The following is a 14,166-nucleotide window of genomic DNA, read 5'->3' on the forward strand; positions in this document are numbered from 1 at the left end:
TGTACTGACTAACATGAGCGACGACCCCGCGACCCGGTTCCGTGAGAACGTCACGGAAATCACGGCCACGATCGTCACCGGGATCTGGCTCGTCGGGCTGTTCACCGGTCAGTGGTGGTGGCTTCCGTTCTTGCTGGTGGGATACATCGTGATCGTCCCGCTGATCGCGCTCCTGTTCGGCGACGAATCCGACCGCGAAGAGTGGTGGGAGTGGGAAAGCGAATCCGAGGACGAACTGGAGGACTCGAGCTCCGACCGCGAACAGCAGCCGACCGGTCGACCAGGTCCGGAGCGGGGGCGAGCCGAAAACAACGCCGACGCCCTCGAGACGCTTCGCGATCGGTACGCCGCCGGCGAGTTGACCGACGAGCAGTTCGAACGGAAACTCGAGCGACTGCTCGAGACCGAGACCCTAGAGGACGTCGAACGCTGGCGTCGTGACGCCCGCGCGGAGAACAGGCGGAATCGCGATCGGAGCGGGTCGGACGGTGACCGGAGCGATGACGACCACCGGGACGACCGAGACCGAAACCGAGACCGGGACCAGGACCGCGATCTCGAGTTCGAGACGTGATACGGTCTGCTATAGTAGCCACTGGAAGTCAATACACACCTGATCGCACGACGAGAGCGAGGTTCGGAGCGTGCGCGGTTCGGAGCGCACGCGGTTCGGAGCGCACGCGGTTCGGAGCGCACGCGGTTCGGAGCGAGTGGAACGAGCGAGAACCGCGAAACAGCGAACGGGGAGGAACGACCCGTGAGCGAGTGGAACGAGCGAGAACCGCGGAACAGCGAGCGGGGAACGACGTGACCCGCGAGGAGCGCGGTTCGGAGTGAGTGTAACGAACGAGAACCGCGATATAGCGAACGGGGAACGCAGTGACCCGTGAGCTGTGCGATGGGTGTGTAAATAGTTCCAGTTGTTACTATATGAGTCTGTACCGGACGATCGCGAAAGCGTGGGCGATCGTCCGGCAATCAGTCATCGCAAACCGTACGAGGCCGTCTCGACCGGATAGTATATCGGATCGGACACCGTATCCGCTGGTATGACGACGAGGCGACAGGTGTGTTCGGCGGCGGCGCTCGCACTGGTCGGAACGAGCGGCTGTCTCGGCGGACTCCGTGGCGGATCCCCGACTCTCGATGGCGATCTCGCGGACTGGGAGTGGTCCGGCACGCTCCCCGTCGATTCGGTCGTCCAGCACCACCACCCCTTTTGTGAGTGTTGTTCGGAGTACGTTACCTATCTCGAGGCGCACGGAATCGGCGTCGAGGTCGTCGAAATCGAGAGCCCACCGGCAGTCAAAGGGGAGTTCGGCGTTCCGGAGGCGGTGCGAAGCTGTCATACCGTGGAGTTCGGCGACTATCTCGTCGAGGGACACGTCCCGCTCGAGGCCGTCGAACGCCTGTTCGAGGAGGACTCGTCCGTCGACGGCATCGCCGCGCCCGAGATGCCCGATCACTCGCCGGGGATGGGACCGCGTGGCGACGAGCCACTGGCTATCTACGGTTTCACGGCGAGTGGCGAAGTCGACGAGTTCCTCGAGATCTAACCTCGAGTGACGACGTCCAATGGTGGAGCGTTCACCCTCGAGTGACGACGTCCGGAGGCGGGACGTTCACTTCGAACAGCCGCCGCCCGGACTGTCAGTCTCCCACAGAAACGATCGATCCAGGGACGATACCGCGGGGACGACACCGGACCGGGACGGACCTCGATCCGGCTTATGGGATGAACAGGCGCAAAACCTCGCGCTTCAGCGCGGGGAGGATGTCAACGCGAGACAGGCTCGAGGTCGACGGGGTACTCCGTCAGGTTCTCGTAGCCGTCCTCGGTGACGACCACCAGATCCTCGATTCGAACGCCGCCGACGGCGGGGTCGTAGATTCCCGGTTCGATCGTGATCACGTGGCCGGCCTCGAGTTCGCCGCCGACGGGCGAGATGCTCGGCTGTTCGTGGACGTCGAGACCGACGCCGTGGCCCGTGCTGTGGATGAATCCCGTCGACGCGCTCGGATCGGTGCGCAACGTCGCGTAGCCCGCGTCTTCGATGACGTCGCAGACGGCGTCGTGGACGTCCGCACCGGTGACGCCCGCCTCGACCTCCTCGAGGGCGGCTTCGTAGGCTCGCTCGGTCACCTCGTACCGTCGCCGCGCCTCCTCGCCGGGATCACCGCGGGCGAACGTCCGGGTCATGTCACCGAAGTAGCCCGACTCCTTGTCCCGCGGGAAGATGTCGACCACGATCAGGTCGTCGGCCGTGAGGGGGCCGCTTCCACGGTCGTGGGGATCCGCGCCGTCCGCACCGCAGGCGACGATCGTCTCGTCTAACCCGCAGCCGTGGCGGAGGAGTGCCACCTCGATCTCCTCTTTGACCCGCTCGCTCGTGAGCGGTTCGCCGTCGTGGACGAGGACGCCCGACTCGAGCGACTCATCGGCGCTCGCGGAACTCCGTGCCGGGCTGCCGGCGACGTCGGCCTCCGCGATGAGCCGTTCTGCGGTCGCCATCGCGACCTCGTTGGCCCGCTGGGTGCCCCGGATCCGTTCGATCTCCCACTCGGTTTTCGTCGCGCGAATCCCCTCGATAACCCCCTCCGATTCGACCGACACGGACACGTCCCGGTCACGCAGGCCGTCCGCCGTCCCGGTCGGAAACGAGCGCGGGACGGAGACGGAGCCCACGTCGTGGTCGTCGAGAAACGACTCGAGCATGCGGATCTTCCCCTCGTGAGGGCCGTGTTCGGCGGCCAGTCCCTGATAGTCGTAGCTCGCCCGACGGGTCACCGAATCGGCGTTCGACTCGGCGGTGGCACGACCGTACTCGAGTCCCGAGACGAGCAGGTGAACCCCGCCGTCGGGCGTGACGAGCGTCTGGTAGGCGTCGGGTGCCGTGAACCCGGAGACGTATCGCTGGTCGGAATCCGTCGAATCGTCGTCGATCAGATAGCCGTCGACGTCGTCCGAAGCGAGGACGTCGATCAGAGCCGAGAGATCGGCGGTAAACTCCATGCCGGAGTGTGTGCAGGGCGAGCACAAAACGACGGGGGGTACCGGGCGGTTTCGCCTCTGATGGGGATTATCGTAGAAGTTCACATTTTGAAACCCGGGCAGATCATACATGGGTCTGTATCAGAAAGTTGATATATTAAATCCGCAGGATCACGGCTGTCTGTCGGTCACATTTTAGAATCACTGTATTCCAACTGTGCGAACTGGGCAAGAAGTGTTCTTGGCTCCAACGTTGCGCTTCAATCGCCCGGTGTCGCCGTTGACGCCAGCACGGTTCGCTCAAGAGGAAATGTAGCTGATTAACTGTGTGGCCACGTCTTCGGTCCGTTCGTCGACCAGAGAGGTCATATGGAATTCCACCTCTGACGCATCGTTAAGGGTTACGAGCGACCACGGGAGGACGTAACTCCGTTCTCCGAGTGACTCGCCTTTGTAGTCGTCGTCGCGGAGCGTGAGTGACTCCTCGTGGTAGGTCTTCGTGGAGATCAGGACGGTGATCAGCTGTACACCGTGGTTCGGGAATCGAGGTGTTCCCAGAACGAGCATCGGACGACCTTTGTCTGAGAGCGGATCGGTCCCCCAGATAATATCACCGCGTTCCAGTTCATCGAACGCAGTCACTTCACTTCCTCCATCTCGTCAGTTTTCAACTCCTCGAGATGCTCCTCACCGTACTGTTCGTCTGCAGTCTGGTGGTGCTGGTGAAGTCGGTAGGCGGCTCGAAGACGGTCCTCGTCGTCTGTGATCGCCCAGTACGGACGCTTGTGCCGTACAAGATTTCGTTCCTTTAGTCGCGAGAGGATGGCACTGACAGCGTCCGTATCTAGATCGAGTTGGTCAGCGATCGTCGCCGCCTTCCACGCCCGGTCGTCGTTCTCATCGAGGAACAACACGATCCGCTCGGTGTCGTTTCGTTCCTCGAATTCATCGTCGTCGGCGTTCTCGAACTCGTCGATATCGATGGTACCGCTCGACATAAATCACTGTTGGTTCCGTGGTCCCATAGCTATTTTGGGTGTTTGTTACAGGGGGAGTACACTCACGTCTGAAGGCCGGTTTGACTCTTTGAGCGCGCCTTGTGCCTCAAGGCACCAGTGAGCTTGCTGCTGGAAGTACGATAGTTCTGTCTGAGAGTATTAGCCCGTCCCGATCCGGCACCACCCACCGGATCGGTACCGGTATAGGGAATCCACTCCACAGACCGACCATGCACGTCACCATTTCGCCCTCGAGCGTCGAGGGGACGATCCGAGCACCGCCGTCGAAGAGTTACACCCACCGAGCGATCCTCGCGGCCGGCTACGCCGATCGGACGACGGTCCGGGACGCGCTCTGGAGCGCAGACACGCGCGCGACCGCCCGGGCGGTGGAGCTGTTCGGCGGTGACGTCGACCGACGCAACGGCGGAGCGCTCGAGATCGACGGGTTCGACGGCCAGCCGGGCGTCCCGTCGGCCGTCATCGACTGCGACAACAGCGGAACGACGATGCGTCTGGTCACCGCGGCGGCGGCGCTTGCCGACGGTACCTCGGTGCTCACCGGCGACGAGTCGCTGCGTTCGCGGCCCCAGGGGCCGTTGCTCGAGGCGATCGCCGATCTCGGCGGTGACGCGATGAGCACCCGTGGAAACGGACGGGCACCGCTGGTCGTCACCGGCCCCATCACCGGCGATTCGGTGTCGATACCCGGCGACGTCTCCTCGCAGTACATCACGGCCCTGTTGATGGCCGGCGCGGTGACCGAATCGGGGATCGAGATCACGCTCGAGACGGAGCTCAAATCCGCGCCGTACGTCGACATCACCCTCGAACTCCTCGAGGACTTCGGCGTCGACGCCCGTCGGACCGACGACGGCTTCGCGGTCGAGGGAGGCCAGCGTTACGGAGTCGACGGCGGCGAGTACGCCGTTCCCGGGGACTTCTCGTCGATATCCTATCCGCTCGCGGCGGGCGCGATCGCCGGCGAGAACGGCGTCCGCATCGAGGGCGCACAGCCGAGCGCACAGGGTGACACCGCCATCGTCGAGATCGTCGACCGGATGGGTGCGACCGTCGACTGGGACCGCGAAGCCGGTGCGATCGACGTCTCGGCGGGATCGCTCGAGGGGATCGAGGTGTCGGTCGAAGACACACCCGATCTGCTGCCGACGATCGCGACCCTCGGCGCTGTCGCCGACGGCGACACCCACATCACGAACGCCGAGCACGTCCGCTACAAGGAGACCGATCGCGTGAGCGCGATGGCCGAGGAACTCGGGAAGCTGGGCGTCGAGTCGACCGAAGAGCGCGACTCGCTGACGATCCACGGTGGCGACTCCCGACTCGAGGGGGCGGCCGTCGACGGCCGGGGCGACCACCGGATCGTCATGGCCCTCGCACTCGCGGGGCTGGTCGCCGACGGTGAGACGACGATCGCGGGCGCCGAGCACGTCGACGTCTCCTTCCCCGGCTTCTTCGACGTGCTCGAGGGCCTCGGCGCGAGCCTCGAGCGTCGGTAACGTCTTTAGGGCTCAGAGGCGAAACGGGACGTATGTCCGAATCGCTTGCGGATCAGGAGTGTAAAGCGTGCACGTCCGAGGACGAACCGCTTACCGAAGCGGAGTTTTCGGAGTATCTCGAGGAACTCGACGACGATATCTGGACCGTCGTCGACGAACACCACCTCGAGGGAACGTACCCGTTCGAGGATTTCCGCGACGCGCTGGAGTTTACGTACGACGTCGGCGAACTCGCCGAGGACGAGTGGCACCACCCGGATATCCACCTCGAGTGGGGCGAAGTGACCATCGAGATGTGGACGCACAAAATCGACGGCCTCCACAAGACCGATTTCGTCATGGCGGCGCGGATGGATCGAATCCACGAGGAGTACGCACCCGAGTGAGCGATCCGGATCGTCGATCGACGTGCACTCGAGTGGACGGTACAGGTGAATTACGGCCGGTCCACTGATCACCCTCAGCACGAGAGAAAGGGTACATTCGCGTCAGGTCGTGGGTTAGAATTGTTGGGTACACTTCACAATCCGACACCCCGTTTCCCTTTTTTGGGTATGGAACTCAAACGGCGATCCATCCAGAGATGATGACGTAACTACCGACGAATACCAGCACCGCTGGGACGAGCCACCTGTCGATCCAAGCTGGATGCGGGAGATCGTGTGTGAGGCGCGTGATCAGGAGGGCAACGAGAAACAAGATCACTGCGGCAATGATGTAGGCGAGTATCACTGCGAGAAGTTCCGCCGATGTGAGACCGACGAAAAACGGGATATAGACCGCTAGATTCTCGCCGTTCAGGCCGATCGCCGTTACGGTGACGACCCAAATCCGACCCGTCGGCCCCGGGATCACCTGTAGTTCGTCGCCCACCGGGTCGGGTTCGAGCCGGAACAGTCCCCAGAGCCCCAGGACGACCGGGACAGCCCCGAGTAAGAACGCCCACCGCTGTAAGACGCCAGTCACGACGAACGCACCGAAGACGGCTCCACAGAGTCCGACAAGAAATCCCGTACAGTAGCCAACTACCACTTCAACGGTGGCGTAATCCTCATCGAGACAGAAGGCGGTGACGACGATCAGTATATCGATGTTAGTTGCGATGAACAATCCCGCTGCGACGAAGAGTGTCTCCACGGCTCGAGAAAAGATGATATCACCTAAAATTATTCGGCCGACTCCCGACTGATTCTCGAGCGAGAGTGCAACGACGAAACACGGCCACTGCAGTAACAACTGGACCGATTTACACACCCATCGTACAGCTCACGGATCACTTCGCTCCCCGCTCGCCGTTCCGCGGTTCTCGCTCGTTTCACTCGCTCACGGGTCACTTCGTTCCCCGCTCGCTGTTCCGCGGTTCTCGCTCGTTTCACTCGCTCCGAACCGCGTACGCTCCGAACCGCGTACGCTCCGAACCGCGTACGCTCCGAACCGCGTACGCTCCGAACCCCGTTCACCCTGTACAATCAGGTGTCCAGTGGCTTCCAGTGGCTACTATAACACAACCCCATACCACAATTATTGCTTCCGCTGGTGGAGGATGTAGTATGTTCCCCGAACGTATCGAGACGGATCGACTCAGTCTCGAGCGAATTTCGTACGACTCCGTCGATGTGTTCGATCTCCACGAACTCTACTCCGCTGGAGACGATGCGGAGGAGATGTTCGAGTACTGGGATTCCTCGCCACACGAGACGGTAAAAGAGACGTACGACTACGTCGCCGAAGCTGAAGAATTGTGGGACGACGTCGAGGGTGCGAAATACGTGATCCGACCGACCGACGGGGAAGACGGGGCAGGCGTCATCGCCGGAACGACAGGTCTGTATCCCCACTGGGAGAAACGGTCTGCGAACCTCGGCATCCTTCTCGACAAACGGTTTTGGGGACGCGGGTATTCCGGTGAGCGAGCCGATGCCCTCCTCTCCGTTGCGTTCGACCGACTCGATCTCGAACTCGTTTCCGCCGCTTGCATCGATGGAAACGAGAAGTCTCGTCGAGCGATTACCAAGTACGTCGAACGATATAACGGACAGTACGACGGTCTTCTGCGAAATTGGCTTCCCACGACCGATTCCGTCGCCGACGTTCACCGATACTCGATTTCACGAGCGGAGTATTTCGAATCGATCGAATGCTAAGAGGTGGTCTGTATCTACCGAACCAGCTATCCGGAGGGAGTCAATGACTGGGAGCTACCGAACGGATGATTTTGATGTATCCGTCGGGGTCGGTCGGTTTTTCCCTCACCAAATCCGCCTTCGACGAGGGTAAATGATCAGTCCCTACCTTCGTTTTCGAGCCGGTTAGTATCACCACCGGGATATGAGAGTAATCATCCTTGAGTACCGTCAATACGTCTCTCCCAGTCGTTCGTCGGAGATTCCAGTCGAGAAATACGAGGTCGGGTTCGGGTGCATCCGGGTACTCCCCTTGCTGGTGAATGAAATCCAAACCTGCCGCACTCGTCGAGACACTGTGGACTGTCACATCGAGTGAGGAATTGTTGACCGTCTCTTCGACGAATCGACTATCAGCCGGGTTATCCTCCACTAATAGGAGATCGTTCACTCCCCTCAGAGAGTCAGAGTAGTTTGATGTTTTCACGGTTTGCTCTCTCAGAACACGTCTGAATGTGCTCCCCCTTGGACGGGCAACACCGTCAGATCTACTTTTGTATATACAATGCTCTTTAAGTATTAGTGGTTCGGTTTCTTCGTTTCGGGAAGGGTACTCCCGAGGATGTGTTTCATCCCACGGCGGAGCCGAGACGCGATGGCTTGCTGGGAGATACCCAGTTCGTCGCCGAGTTCTTCCATCGTCACCTCGCGCGGAGACTCGAAGTATCCACGCTCGTAGGCGAGTACCAGCGCTTCTTGCTGTGTGTCAGTGAGTGCTGCTTCGGTTTCAGTCTCGACCGGCGTCAGTGCGTGCAGTTCCGTCAGCGTGACGGGGATGTCCAACTCTCGACACCGGGAGTGAAAGGTTGCAACATCGCTTCGAGTATCCCCGCGAATGTCGAACGTCCACTGCCGGTTCGTGCCGGTCGCTTTGATGAGCGGGATGTCTGCCTCGATCAGCACACTCAGCACGTCGTCGTATTCGAGTGACCACTCGACACGCAGGAGATACTCATTCTCAACGGAATCGACGAGTTGGATGTGCTTTACGCCCGGGTGGTCAGCAAACTCTCCCTCGATGTCCTCAGCTTCCGTTCCTCGAACCCAGAAGTAGGGAATAACCACGTCACGCGACGGGATCAGTCGCTCCAGTTCGACCGTCACGTTCGGCAGTTGTGCGAACACGGTTCCGAGGGGGAACTGATCGGCTGGAACGGTAAAGGTCGCTTCAGTAGCCATTACTCGAACGATGTCACGCTGGCTGTAAAAACCTCCCTCGATCAGTGTGACCGGGCCGAACGACTCTGCCGAACCAGTCTTATAGAATATCGCCCCTCGAGCACTCCACAGTCCGATTTCGTCGACGAGCAGGTTCGATCCTCCCGTGCGAACTCGAGCAGCCCGATGCCGGCGATGCAGTCGGGACAGTACGTCCTCGTGACGGCCGCATCCTGCTCTTCGAGTTCGGGACAGGGCTGACTCGAGAGGTACAGTACCCGCTCTTCGGGGATCCGATCATCACAGCGGTCGCAGACTGGATCAGCGAGGTCGTCGGCGCTCCCGATAGCGTGGTCGTCGCTCGAACTCATCGGCGGCCTCCGCTCGTCCGCCGGCCCCGTCGACGGAGTTGCGACCGGTGACGCTGGGCTCGGCAACGGGGTCGTGACCGGTGACGCTGTGCCCGACAGCGGGAATGCGACCAGCGGTACTGCAACCGGCAGGTTCGAAACCGCGAGTCGAACCAACTCGAGTCATGTCGGCCGGCTCGAGTCGCGGCAGAGCGGCCGCTGTTTCGGATCTGTGGCTGATCGATGGCGATACTGGGCGTCGTGCGAGACCTTTTTGTCTCGGTGGCAGTAACGAAAACATGGCAGCCATTGCAAGCCGCAGTGGAAGCCACCGTCTCGGGTGTCTCTACCACCCGGGGGATTTCGATACGCATGCCCCCGCGCCGGTGTTCTGGAGCGCGATGGTTTTCACCATGACGATAGGCATGAGTTATAATATAATTGATGGTGTGTGATGAAGGAAGCGAGGACTGTTCGTGACGAATATCGCTCCCCCCGACGCATCACCGATTCCCGCTCAAATCCGGTAGGCCATCAACACTTCGTCGACGTGGTCGCCGTCGATCGTGTAGTGGTTCTTGCGGATCCCCTCGGTGTGCCAGCCGTGGGACTCGAGAAACGAGAGGGCGGTGTCGTTGATCGCCGGGACGCTGTTGTACACCTTCCGGTAGCCGTTGGCTTCGGCCCACTCGAGGCCGCGGGTCAGAAGCCGGCTGCCGATTCCGGCGTTGCGGTAGTCGGGGCGAACGCCGACCGTAAGCTGTGCGGTGTCCTGGAGCTTCGCGGTGTGAGGGAGATCGAGGTGGGTCCAGCCGATGACGGAGCCCTCCATCGTCGCGACGAAGAAGACCCGGGATTCGACGGTCGTGTGCCGTGAGACGGAATCTTCGTACAGCAGTTGTTCGGCGACGGTTTCGGCCACGACGTACGATTCCGTCTCGGTCACGTCTCGAATCGTGTCGACGAGGCCCTCGAAATCCGCGTGTCGGGCGGGTCGGATCGTCACCGTCCCCGCGTCGGTGTCGTACTCCTCGATCGAACCGACCTCGAGTGCGACGCGAAGTGTCCCGCCTTCTTCCTCGAGGTAGCCCCGCGTTTTCAGTTGCTCGAGGTGGTCCTGGAACTGTTCCGGGGAAACCGCTGCCGCGTCGCGGACCCGGTGTCGGGCCGCGGTGCCGTGACGTTCGATGTACTGGTAAATCTCCTTGCTCACTTCGTCGTCGAACGTCGGTCGCTCGGGTGCGCGCATGTCCGTTCGATACACCCCGACGACCGCAATAACTCTTGCTACTAGTTACCACAGTCCCGCCGGAATCGGGGTCGAACGGCTCCCTACGGCGCTCGAGCGTCTTCGACGGCGTCGACGAACGACGCCGCGCTCTCTCGCACCCGATCCATGTCGCCGTCGTCGACGGCCTCGTAGTCGACGAGCGCGCTGCCGGCACCGACAGCGAGCGCTCCGGCGTCGAAGTAATCCGCGACGTTGTCCCGCGAGACGCCGCCGGTCGGGATGATCTCGACGTCGCCGAGTGGGCCCTGCAGTGCGCCGATGTGGGCCGGGCCGACGGTCTTCGCGGGAAACATCTTGAGAACGTCCGCGCCAGCGTCCATCGCGGTCACCGCCTCCGTCGGCGTCATGACGCCGGGCGCGACGAACGCGCCGTGGCGGTTGCAGGTCCGAATGACGTCGGTGTCGACGTGCGGGGAGACGACGAACGACGCGCCGGCGTCGATCACCGACTGCGCCGACGCCGCGTCGAGGACGGTCCCCGCCCCGACGACCGTCTCCGTTCCCGCCAGCTCGCGGTCGACCGCAGCGATCTTCTCCGCCGCTCGAGTCCCGTCGGCCGTCACCTCGAGTGCACGGACGCCGCCCTCGTGGATCGCCCTGGCGACCGGGACGATCGAGTCCTCGTCGATTCCGCGCAGGACGGCGAGGACGCCGCTCTCGACGATCCGCTCTCGAACCGCACGCGAACCGGTCATACGGCGGTCACCCTCGCGTTTCGCCGGCTTGCTCCCGTCCCTGCACGGCTCTCCACGGCCGCGGCCCGATCTGTCGGAACTGAATCTGTCATCACGAACGTCGGTTCGCCACCCCGGAGCAAGAAAGTTACTCACGAACGAAAAAGAACCGCGGGTCGGCAGACTGTCGAGTCGGCGGGTCGGCGAGTCGGCGGGTCGGCCCTCGAGGTCTCGGCGCTCAGTCGAACGCCGCCGAACGGAGTTCGGCAGGGTCGATGTCGATTCGCTCAATCAAATAGCTCCTCGCCGTCGATCATGTGCTCGGAAACGGCGTCCATGTCGAGCGTGACGCCGAGTCCCGGCTCCTCGGGGACCTCGATGTAGCCGTCCTCGATGACGTCCTCCTCGACGAGGTCCTCCCACCAGCCGAGTTCGTAGGAGTGGTACTCGACGGCAAGCGAGTTCGGGATCGCCGCGCCGACGTGGGCGCTCGCCATCGTCGCCACCGGCGAGGAGACGTTGTGCATCGCCACCGGCATGTAGTACATATCGGCCTTGTCGGCGATCTTCGCCGTCTCGCGCATGCCGCCGACCTTCGGCATGTCGGGTGCGATGATGTCGACGGCCTGCTCCTCGATCAACCGGCGCTGGCCGTGCTTGCGGTAGACGTTCTCGCCGGCCGCGATCGGCGTGCTCGTCGACTGGGTGACGTCGCGCTGGACGTCGTGGTTCTCCGGGGGAACCGGGTCCTCGAGCCACCAGACGTCGTACTCCTCGAGCGCCGCGGCGAGGCGCTTCGCGCTGCCACCGGAGAACGTCCAGTGACAGTCGAAGGCGACGTCCGCCCGGTGGCCGACGGCCTCGGTGACGGCCTCGACGATGCTCACCTTGTGAGCAATCTCCGGCTCCCGGAGGTGGCGGTTCGCGCGGTCTTTCTCGTGACCCGACGGGACGTCGAGGTCGAACTTGAGCGCGTCGTAACCGAGGTCCTCGACGACGCGTTCGGCCTCCTCGGCGCAGGCGATCGGGTCGGCTTCCTCCTCGGTGTGACAGTCACAGTAAACCCGTACCTCGTCGCGGTACTTCCCGCCCATCAGCTGGTAGGCGGGAAGGTCGAGGATCTTCCCCGCGAGGTCGTGGAGCGCGATCTCGATGCCGGAGATGGCGGTGACGGTGACGCCGCCGATCGATCCTTCCCCGGACATCTTCTGGGTCAGGTGCTCGGTCAGCCGGTCGATGTCGAGCGGGTTTTCGCCCTGGAGGAAAGGCTTCATGCGCTCGATGAGTTCGGGCGCGCCGGCTCCCCAGTACGCCTCGCCGGTGCCGACGATTCCGGCGTCGGTGTAGATGCGCACGAGTGTCCACGGAAAGTTCCCGTCGACCATCGTCGTCTGAACGTCGGTGATCTCGACGTCCCGCCCGCCGCCGCGCTCGCGGGTGACGTTCATCGTCTCCGCGGAGAGATCACGCATCGTGTACTCGGCGTTCGGATCGTGTAGCGTGGAGTAATCGACGCCCATGGCCTAGGTGGCTACTCGAACGCGGGTAATAGTTGCTATCCCGAAACCCATTTGTCGTCGGCGGATATTCTCGTTTCCGTCGGATGGGTGATCGTCGTCGCTCGAGACCGATTACGCGAGTCCGAGCTGGAAGAGCCCGCCGTACTCGAACAGAAACAGGTAGAGCTGAACGACGCCGACGACGATCAACAGCGTGCCACCTGCACGATCCAGCGTCATCCACGGTGGCATCACGCGCTGGAACCCGGGGACCACTCGCCGAAACAGGGAGGCGTGGCCGACCGCCGTCAGAAGCGTCACCGCGACGAGCATCACGACCATTCCGCTCGCGTACGCACTGATCGTGAGGACCGCAGCGGCCGGACCGATGCTCAGACTCGAGACGACGACGGTGATGAAAAACGGGGCCGTACAGCCGGCTGCAGCGATCGCGTAGGCGACCCCGAACGCGAAGTACCCGCGGTAGCTGCGCTCGCGTTCCGGGAGTTGCATCGAAAACAGGCGGCCGTGGGTGGCACCGGTGATCATCGCGACGCCGAGACCGATCAACGCGACGCCGACGAGGGCTCCGAGCAACACCAGTCGATGGAAATACTGCGAACCGACGGCGACGGCGATCCCGACCAGGCCGAGATACACCGCGAACATCCCCGCGCTGGCGACGAGGCTCACGACCGCACCGCGCCGAAGGGACGATCGCGTCGAACTGGACCCGTCCCCGCCGAGGTAGTAGGCGACGTAGCCGGGGAGCATCGGGAACGCACACGGAGCGAAGAACGTCGCTGTCCCGGCGGTAAACGCGATCACGAGGCGGAGATCCGACAGCACGGTTTTACTCGTCGACGAGTTCGTCGTCGACCTGTTCGATGATCTCGTCGGCGTCGGCCGTTCCGGAGGTGTGCCACCGGACGTCGCCGTCGCCGTCGCCGTCGACCAGGACGAGCGAGGGGTAGGCGCTGACGCCGAACTCGGAATGGATATCCGAGTCGGGGTCGGTACAGGCCGGATACTCCACTTCGTGGTCTTCCCAGTAGTCGACGACTTCCTGTTCGTCGTCCTCGGGGGAAACGGCGCGCATCGCCAGCGTCTCGGGGTCGTACTCCTCACGGACCTCGCGTAACTCCTCTCGCTGTGGGCCACACGGTCCACACCACGTCGCGAAGAAGTAGACGAGCGTGAGGTCGGCGTCAGTGACGATGTCGATCGTCCCCTCGTCGTCGACGACCCCGAGGCTCTCCTGTCGGAGGTCGGTGGGAACGCTCGGAGGAACCTGATTTCCCATCACGCTCGAGATGGCTCCGAGACAGCCCGAAAACGGGATCGATACGGCGAGGGCGAGGGTACCACGGCGGGTAAACGTCCGACTGGAAGGGGGGAGGTCGGGGACCATGTGATTGGATTGCTGACAGCACTACAAGAGTGTTTCCTTTGATTTTCTAGACGAGTGGCGACTACCCTGGACGGCACCCAGACAGTATCG

General features: G+C 62.5%; 17 protein-coding genes. 5 read left to right on the forward strand and 12 right to left on the reverse strand.

Going from position 1 to position 14,166, the window contains the following annotated elements:
- Positions 1-13 precede the first annotated feature (13 nt).
- Both EA473_RS01575 and EA473_RS01580 read left to right on the forward strand, forming a co-directional pair.
- Entirely contained in the window at positions 14-574 is a 561-nt protein-coding gene (locus EA473_RS01575) for an SHOCT domain-containing protein (protein ID WP_124193901.1), read from the forward strand.
- A 475-nt stretch (positions 575-1,049) separates the two neighbouring features.
- Positions 1,050-1,556, forward strand: coding sequence for a DUF411 domain-containing protein (locus EA473_RS01580; protein WP_124193902.1), 507 nt, complete (start codon positions 1,050-1,052; stop codon positions 1,554-1,556).
- A gap of 221 nt (positions 1,557-1,777) precedes the next feature.
- On the opposite strand, the gene EA473_RS01585 is transcribed toward EA473_RS01580, so the two are convergent.
- The 3 genes from EA473_RS01585 to EA473_RS01595 form a co-directional block, all read right to left on the reverse strand.
- The gene (locus tag EA473_RS01585) at positions 1,778-3,013 is read right to left on the reverse strand and encodes a M24 family metallopeptidase (protein ID WP_124193903.1); all 1,236 of its coding nucleotides are present in this window, start codon (positions 3,011-3,013) and stop codon (positions 1,778-1,780) included.
- Positions 3,014-3,292: 279 nt separating this feature from the next.
- Complete coding sequence (locus EA473_RS01590; RefSeq protein ID WP_124193904.1) at positions 3,293-3,634, reverse strand: PemK-like protein; 342 nt, start codon at positions 3,632-3,634, stop codon at positions 3,293-3,295.
- Positions 3,631-3,990 (reverse strand): MarR family transcriptional regulator, encoded by a 360-nt coding sequence (locus EA473_RS01595; RefSeq protein ID WP_124193905.1) that lies wholly within the window; start codon positions 3,988-3,990, stop codon positions 3,631-3,633. The genes EA473_RS01590 and EA473_RS01595 overlap by 4 nt, the downstream gene beginning before the upstream one ends.
- Positions 3,991-4,220: 230 nt before the next feature.
- Here EA473_RS01595 and aroA point away from each other — a divergent pair, with 230 nt between their 5' ends.
- Both aroA and EA473_RS01605 read left to right on the forward strand, forming a co-directional pair.
- Complete coding sequence (gene aroA, locus EA473_RS01600) at positions 4,221-5,510, forward strand: 3-phosphoshikimate 1-carboxyvinyltransferase (protein WP_124193906.1); 1,290 nt, start codon at positions 4,221-4,223, stop codon at positions 5,508-5,510.
- A gap of 32 nt (positions 5,511-5,542) precedes the next feature.
- Complete coding sequence (locus EA473_RS01605) at positions 5,543-5,896, forward strand: 4a-hydroxytetrahydrobiopterin dehydratase (protein WP_124193907.1); 354 nt, start codon at positions 5,543-5,545, stop codon at positions 5,894-5,896.
- A gap of 175 nt (positions 5,897-6,071) precedes the next feature.
- Here EA473_RS01605 and EA473_RS01610 read toward each other — a convergent pair whose 3' ends face one another.
- The gene (locus tag EA473_RS01610) at positions 6,072-6,647 is read right to left on the reverse strand and encodes a cadmium resistance transporter (protein WP_124193908.1); all 576 of its coding nucleotides are present in this window, start codon (positions 6,645-6,647) and stop codon (positions 6,072-6,074) included.
- Positions 6,648-7,060: 413 nt separating this feature from the next.
- Here EA473_RS01610 and EA473_RS01615 point away from each other — a divergent pair, with 413 nt between their 5' ends.
- Positions 7,061-7,654 (forward strand): GNAT family N-acetyltransferase, encoded by a 594-nt coding sequence (locus EA473_RS01615; protein WP_124193909.1) that lies wholly within the window; start codon positions 7,061-7,063, stop codon positions 7,652-7,654.
- A gap of 40 nt (positions 7,655-7,694) precedes the next feature.
- Here the strand turns inward: EA473_RS01615 and EA473_RS01620 are convergent, their stop codons facing one another.
- The 8 genes from EA473_RS01620 to EA473_RS01655 form a co-directional block, all read right to left on the reverse strand.
- Positions 7,695-8,120, reverse strand: coding sequence for a response regulator (locus EA473_RS01620; RefSeq protein WP_165875174.1), 426 nt, complete (start codon positions 8,118-8,120; stop codon positions 7,695-7,697).
- Between the two features lie 92 nt (positions 8,121-8,212).
- On the reverse strand, positions 8,213-8,872 hold the full coding sequence (locus EA473_RS01625) for a helix-turn-helix domain-containing protein (RefSeq protein ID WP_124193911.1): 660 nt from the start codon (positions 8,870-8,872) through the stop codon (positions 8,213-8,215).
- 41 nt (positions 8,873-8,913) lie between these two features.
- Complete coding sequence (locus EA473_RS01630; RefSeq protein WP_124193912.1) at positions 8,914-9,222, reverse strand: hypothetical protein; 309 nt, start codon at positions 9,220-9,222, stop codon at positions 8,914-8,916.
- A 496-nt stretch (positions 9,223-9,718) separates the two neighbouring features.
- Positions 9,719-10,450 (reverse strand): GNAT family N-acetyltransferase, encoded by a 732-nt coding sequence (locus EA473_RS01635; RefSeq protein ID WP_124193913.1) that lies wholly within the window; start codon positions 10,448-10,450, stop codon positions 9,719-9,721.
- A gap of 83 nt (positions 10,451-10,533) precedes the next feature.
- Positions 10,534-11,187: a bifunctional 4-hydroxy-2-oxoglutarate aldolase/2-dehydro-3-deoxy-phosphogluconate aldolase gene (locus tag EA473_RS01640; protein WP_124193914.1), complete on the reverse strand. Its 654-nt coding sequence runs from the start codon at positions 11,185-11,187 to the stop codon at positions 10,534-10,536.
- A 266-nt stretch (positions 11,188-11,453) separates the two neighbouring features.
- Positions 11,454-12,686, reverse strand: coding sequence for a mandelate racemase/muconate lactonizing enzyme family protein (locus EA473_RS01645; RefSeq protein WP_124193915.1), 1,233 nt, complete (start codon positions 12,684-12,686; stop codon positions 11,454-11,456).
- A gap of 111 nt (positions 12,687-12,797) precedes the next feature.
- On the reverse strand, positions 12,798-13,514 hold the full coding sequence (locus EA473_RS01650) for a cytochrome c biogenesis CcdA family protein (RefSeq protein WP_124193916.1): 717 nt from the start codon (positions 13,512-13,514) through the stop codon (positions 12,798-12,800).
- Between the two features lie 4 nt (positions 13,515-13,518).
- A complete protein-coding gene (locus EA473_RS01655) occupies positions 13,519-14,076 on the reverse strand; it encodes a TlpA family protein disulfide reductase (RefSeq protein WP_124193917.1) in 558 nt (185 codons plus the stop codon).
- Between the last annotated feature and the right edge of the window lie 90 nt (positions 14,077-14,166).

It is taken from the genome of Natrarchaeobius chitinivorans, assembly GCF_003841505.1.
Classification (GTDB): domain Archaea; phylum Halobacteriota; class Halobacteria; order Halobacteriales; family Natrialbaceae; genus Natrarchaeobius; species Natrarchaeobius chitinivorans.

Coding starts and splice junctions, on each gene's coding strand:
- EA473_RS01605 (WP_124193907.1), top strand. CDS start 5,543: ATGTCCGAATCGCTTGCGGATCAGGAGTGTAAAGCGTGCACGTCCGAG.
- EA473_RS01595 (WP_124193905.1), bottom strand. CDS start 3,990: ATGTCGAGCGGTACCATCGATATCGACGAGTTCGAGAACGCCGACGAC.
- EA473_RS01625 (WP_124193911.1), bottom strand. CDS start 8,872: ATGGCTACTGAAGCGACCTTTACCGTTCCAGCCGATCAGTTCCCCCTC.
- EA473_RS01655 (WP_124193917.1), bottom strand. CDS start 14,076: ATGGTCCCCGACCTCCCCCCTTCCAGTCGGACGTTTACCCGCCGTGGT.
- EA473_RS01645 (WP_124193915.1), bottom strand. CDS start 12,686: ATGGGCGTCGATTACTCCACGCTACACGATCCGAACGCCGAGTACACG.
- aroA (WP_124193906.1), top strand. CDS start 4,221: ATGCACGTCACCATTTCGCCCTCGAGCGTCGAGGGGACGATCCGAGCA.
- EA473_RS01640 (WP_124193914.1), bottom strand. CDS start 11,187: ATGACCGGTTCGCGTGCGGTTCGAGAGCGGATCGTCGAGAGCGGCGTC.
- EA473_RS01630 (WP_124193912.1), bottom strand. CDS start 9,222: ATGAGTTCGAGCGACGACCACGCTATCGGGAGCGCCGACGACCTCGCT.
- EA473_RS01615 (WP_124193909.1), top strand. CDS start 7,061: ATGTTCCCCGAACGTATCGAGACGGATCGACTCAGTCTCGAGCGAATT.
- EA473_RS01575 (WP_124193901.1), top strand. CDS start 14: ATGAGCGACGACCCCGCGACCCGGTTCCGTGAGAACGTCACGGAAATC.
- EA473_RS01635 (WP_124193913.1), bottom strand. CDS start 10,450: ATGCGCGCACCCGAGCGACCGACGTTCGACGACGAAGTGAGCAAGGAG.
- EA473_RS01585 (WP_124193903.1), bottom strand. CDS start 3,013: ATGGAGTTTACCGCCGATCTCTCGGCTCTGATCGACGTCCTCGCTTCG.
- EA473_RS01580 (WP_124193902.1), top strand. CDS start 1,050: ATGACGACGAGGCGACAGGTGTGTTCGGCGGCGGCGCTCGCACTGGTC.